Origin of the sequence: Rhodococcus sp. A14 (assembly GCF_011603105.1) — a bacterium.
In the GTDB taxonomy this organism is placed as follows: Bacteria; Actinomycetota; Actinomycetes; order Mycobacteriales; family Mycobacteriaceae; genus Rhodococcus_F; species Rhodococcus_F opacus.
The window spans coordinates 1-4,250 of record NZ_JAAOQS010000212.1 but is presented as its reverse complement, the minus strand read 5'-3'; the positions used below and the strand labels follow the sequence as shown (position 1 = coordinate 4,250).

Here is a 4,250-nt window from a genome sequence, read left to right as displayed (position 1 = left end):
GTGGTGCGGTGGCGGCGGTCGGTGGGTGGGCCGGTGCTCGAGTATGTGGGTCGCTCGGATTTTCAGGTGAAGATTCGTGGTTTCCGGATCGAACTCGGCGAAATCGAATCGGCTCTCCTCGGATACCCCGGTATCGATCGTGCCGTCGTGAACACCAGCGGCGACCGGCTGGCCGGCTACGTCGTCCCCGCTGCGGGTTCGCTACTCGACACCTCCGCGGTCCTGGCGCACGCCCGCGCGCGGTTGGCCCCGCACATGGTCCCCGCGACCGTGACCGTGCTCGACGCCGTGCCGGTCACCGCGAACGGGAAACTCGACCGCGCCGCCCTGCCGGAGCCCGACTTCGCCGCGGTGCGCGCCGCGTACCGGGCGCCGCGCAACGCGACCGAGGAAGTAGTGGCCGCCGCGTTCGCCGAGGGGCTCGGCCTGGACCGGGTCGGCCTCGACGACAACTACTTCACGCTCGGCGGCACGTCGCTCACCGCGACGAGCGTGATCGCGCGGATTGCCGAATCGTCCGCGCGCGCCGTGCCGGTGCAGTGGATCTTCACCCATCCGACACCGGAAGCCCTGGCGCACATGATCGCCACGGCGCCAGAGGACTCCCGGGCGGAGGATGCCGCCGACCGGTCGCTCGACGTCCTGCTGCCGCTGCGTACCACTGGAACCGGCAACCCGGTGTTCTGCATCCACCCCGCGATCGGGTTGGCCTGGTGCTTCACCGGACTGGTGCAGTATCTCGGCGACCGTCCGGTGTACGGGCTGCAATCCCCGGCGCTGACCGACCCGGACCTGCGTGTCGACTCCTTGCAGGATCTCGCCGCCCGGTATGTCCAACGGATCCGCTCGGTGCAACCGGACGGTCCGTATCACCTGGTCGGCTACTCGGTCGGCGGTCAGATCGCCCATGAGATGGCGGTGCAGCTCACGGGTGTCGGCGAGGAGGTGGCCACCCTCGCGATGCTCGACACACACCTGGCCGAAGGATTCGGTCACACGACGGAGAAGCCCACCGTGGCAGCACTTCTGGCGGAGCTCGGCGCGGTGGTCCCGGGCGACGAGAATGCGGCGGCGACCACGGATCGTGCCGTGGAAGTATTGCGTCGCACCGGCGGACTGTTCGCTGGTGTGACCGTGGACGACCTCGACTCCGTCCACCGGGTGTTCACCCAGACGGTCGACCTCGCCCTCGCGCACCGCCCGTCCACACCGAGCGGTCTCGATCTGTTGTACTTCGGTGCGGCAGATTCCGTGGATGCATCCACCGGCGTCTCCGCGTGGAGGCCGCACATCAGCGGCGAGATCCTCGAACACGCCGTTCCCGTAACGCACCAGCAGATGACGAGTCCGGAAGCGCTCGCCGGCATCGGCCCCGTCCTCGCACAGCACGTTGCGCTCGCGGACCGCCGGCTCGCCCGGTCCTAGGCGCGCACGCCCGGCCGGCGCGCCGGGTGATGAATTCCGTGAGTTACGCGCTCGATTCGCTTGTTGCCGGCGGATTCCCCTACTCGTCGGTTGGGAGCATCGACCACGGCTGTCGGCGCACCTGCCGACCATCGGGGTGGTGTGTTCTCATGCTCTCCACGACACTCGCCCTCCTGACAGTTCCTCGTCGACACGCGCACCGACGTGAGCGCCGAGGACCTGCGGTGTGCGGACGCGAACTCGCACCGGCACCTGTCACCGGGCACCGTCGCTTCGGTCACGGTGGGGCTCGTCATCTTCGTCGACGGGAAGCGCTTCGTCTGCCACCTCGATGGCGGAGCCGCGCCGGTACCGGCGAGTCCTCCGGTACGACAGCAATTCTCCATCGAGGTCCAGCACCACCTCGTAGAGTGCGAGCATGTCCGCTGACGGGGGTATGTGCCGGTCGTCGACCACCTCCACTTCCACCGACCAGCCCTCCTCGGTCGGCACCACCGCCGTCGCGTTCTCGGATTCCTTTCCGATCACATCTGCGATGTCACGCAACGCGGCCGCAGCGGCCGCCGCTGCCGACACGGGCGGGGGATGTTCGTCAGCCATCCCAACCATCTCCTTCTCCTCCGGAGCGTCCGGTGTGAGCTGGGCATATACAAATTCTTCTCTGCTTGGTGGCCGGACACCAGGGGCGTGGGCGCCGACTTCGGCAGCGAACCGACTGTTGGTGCAAGTGCCGGAGCGTGCAGATGCCCGGCACTGCTCAATGTTCGTCGTCGAAGGACGACCCGCGCTTGCGTGCCGAGGCGATTGCAGCACCATTGCCCCTACACACAGGGTGCTCTCTTCTGACATCCTCCGGATCGAGGACACCGCGACCAATTGAGTTCCGGCCTCCGGCCATCCGGAGTAACAAGACGGTCAGGTGTTCGCGATCGGCCCTCGGTGGGAGGCGCCGGCTCGCCGGCTGCAGGGAGTGAACGACCATGGCTCAGGGCAGCGGGTACAAGTCGCTCGACGGGAATCAGCGGATGGAGTTCGAGGTGGGCCGGGGAGTCGATTTGCCCGCGAAATGGGCCGGCTTCATCGAACAAGGTTGCACCGTCGGGGCCCTGGCGATGCCTGAGGTAGGAGGCCCGAGCGACACACCGTCCCCGGCGCATGCAACGGAGCCTCCGACGTGATGAGCCCGATGTCGGAAGACAATGACGGACCGATTCATCGCTGGACGCCCCTCGACGTCTCGGATCGGGGCGGTGGAACGTTTCGCGGACTGTACCGAACATGTGCTCACTGTCGGCGACCTGCAGTGGGCTGACGTGGCGAAGGATTCCGGCTGTTGGCCGTCAACAGTTCCCTTCGTCGCCAGCAGGAAAGCATTCGAGCCGCCATTTTGCTCAGTCGACACGACGTGGGTCATCTGGGCGTGGCATTTGTGCGCGCGGCTCTCCAGGACGCGACGTATCTCGGTTTCTTCGCGTCGCTCGACCTGGAGGAGTCCCAGGAGTTGTTCGTGTCGGTGGGCAACTTCGGCTCCCTGCGAGCACTGCTTGCGAATCGAACTATATCGGGGACAAGGAGATGGCACGGCTCTGGTATCCAAGTACTTCCTCGAGTGGGCAGTTGCCAAGAGCGAGGAGACCAGAGCTGTGCTGACGGTGCTGAAGGAAGCAGTACGGGTGGTCGGGTGGCATCGTACCGACGGGGGTGTGTGTCGCAGACCGTGTCGGCCAACGCGAGCCGTATGACTATCTGTACGCAGCGTCGAGCCGGGCAGTGCACTTTTCAGTCAGTGAGATCATGCGTCGTGGCTGGGTAGAACCGACCGGAATGCTGGTCACGGACAAGGGTGCGTTTCGAGAGCACCTCGCCTCCTTCGCTCTCGACTGGTTGTGGCGGCTGTACGTCGAAACCCGGCGGATCGCTGTGCCGATGCTGGACAGGCCGGAATCAGCAGCGACGAATCCCTCGGGTTCCCGCAGGCGGATCCGCCATCGGATCGGTGCGCCGAGATGTCCGTGTAGCCGTCGTAGCGTGCCCAGGTCACGGCGAAGGTGAGGATCTCTGTTTGATATCCGGTCATGTCGATGCCCGTTCTCAGAGGTGTCCTTCCACGAATTGGGCAACACCGTTGCCGAAGGACCAGTCGTCGCGTGTGTTTTCGAGCACCGATACGATGACATCGGTTGGCGCCAAACCGGTCTCATCGTGCAGGCGATCAGCCAGTGCCCGATACATGGCCTTCTTCTGCTCCTGGCTGCGGCCCTGTTGGGCCACCTGCACGACCACGATGTCGTCGGTTCGCTCGAACCCCAGCCCGGTGTCCTCGGCAATGATCTGACCCGGCTTGTGCTCGGAGATGATCTGGTAGCGGTCTCGGTCCGGTGCTGCGAAGTGCTCGAGCATCACGCCCTGCACCACATCCGCGAGGTGACGAAGCTGTTCAGGAGTACGCCTGTTCTCGATGACGTGGATGTGAACGAGAGGCATGACGTGCTCCTTGATGGTGTGATGGGTGATCGTGCGGTTGGGGCCTGTGCGGGGTGCGGTCCGAGATCCGCACCCCGCACAGGTGATTGGTGGGTTTTCCGTCTACGAAAGCCTCATGGAGGGCTAGTTGTTCTGGGGGAAGCCGAGGTTGAGGCCGCCGTGGCTGGGGTCGAGCCAGCGGGTGGTGACGACCTTGCCGCGGGTGAAGAAGTGGACGCCTTCGGTGCCGTGGGCGTGGGTGTCGCCGAAGAGGGAGTTCTTCCAGCCGCCGAAGGAGTAGTACGCCATGGGGACGGGGATGGGGACGTTGATGCCGACCATGCCGACCTCGACCTCGTTCT

General features: G+C 65.5%; 4 protein-coding genes. 1 reads left to right on the top strand and 3 read right to left on the bottom strand.

Features of this window, described 5'->3' with window-relative positions; translation table 11 throughout:
• Positions 1-1,425 (top strand): thioesterase domain-containing protein (locus tag G9373_RS44635; RefSeq protein ID WP_240961142.1); only part of this gene is annotated, 1,425 nt, incomplete at its 5' end.
• Positions 1,426-1,680: 255 nt separating this feature from the next.
• Here G9373_RS44635 and gvpO read toward each other — a convergent pair.
• From gvpO to G9373_RS44620, 3 genes are all read right to left on the bottom strand, one after another.
• Complete coding sequence (gene gvpO / locus G9373_RS44630; RefSeq protein ID WP_005566532.1) at positions 1,681-2,025, bottom strand: gas vesicle protein GvpO; 345 nt, start codon at positions 2,023-2,025, stop codon at positions 1,681-1,683.
• Positions 2,026-3,516: 1,491 nt separating this feature from the next.
• Positions 3,517-3,909 (bottom strand): tautomerase family protein, encoded by a 393-nt coding sequence (locus G9373_RS44625; protein WP_005566527.1) that lies wholly within the window; start codon positions 3,907-3,909, stop codon positions 3,517-3,519.
• A 123-nt stretch (positions 3,910-4,032) separates the two neighbouring features.
• The coding region (locus G9373_RS44620; protein ID WP_167121204.1) for an aldehyde dehydrogenase family protein at positions 4,033-4,250 on the bottom strand (218 nt) is incomplete at its 5' end.